Genomic DNA, 245 nt, shown 5'->3' on the forward strand with positions numbered 1-245 from the left:
GAGGACCTGGTGGTCGGGGAGGTCCTTCACCTCCTCCAGGGTGTAGAGGCGGTCCTTGACCTTGAGGTAGCCGAGCTCCAGGGCGATGCGGCTGAACTTGAGCATGCTCCGCCCCTCCATGGCCACCTTGCGCCCGTACTTCTCCGCCGCCCAGATCACCGACTGGATGCGGTGGATGTGGCTGGCGAAGGTGGTGACGAAGACCCGCCCTGGGGCGCGGCCGATGACCCGGTCCAGCTCCTTGG

At 66.9% G+C, this 245-nt stretch carries 1 pseudogene; it reads right to left on the minus strand.

The features are described from left to right. Window positions 1-245: pseudogene (locus tag MFF64_RS39165) on the minus strand (MBL fold metallo-hydrolase); the annotation flags it as partial.

The organism is Methylobacterium frigidaeris (genome assembly GCF_022179185.1).
GTDB classification, from domain to species: Bacteria; Pseudomonadota; Alphaproteobacteria; order Rhizobiales; family Beijerinckiaceae; genus Methylobacterium; species Methylobacterium frigidaeris.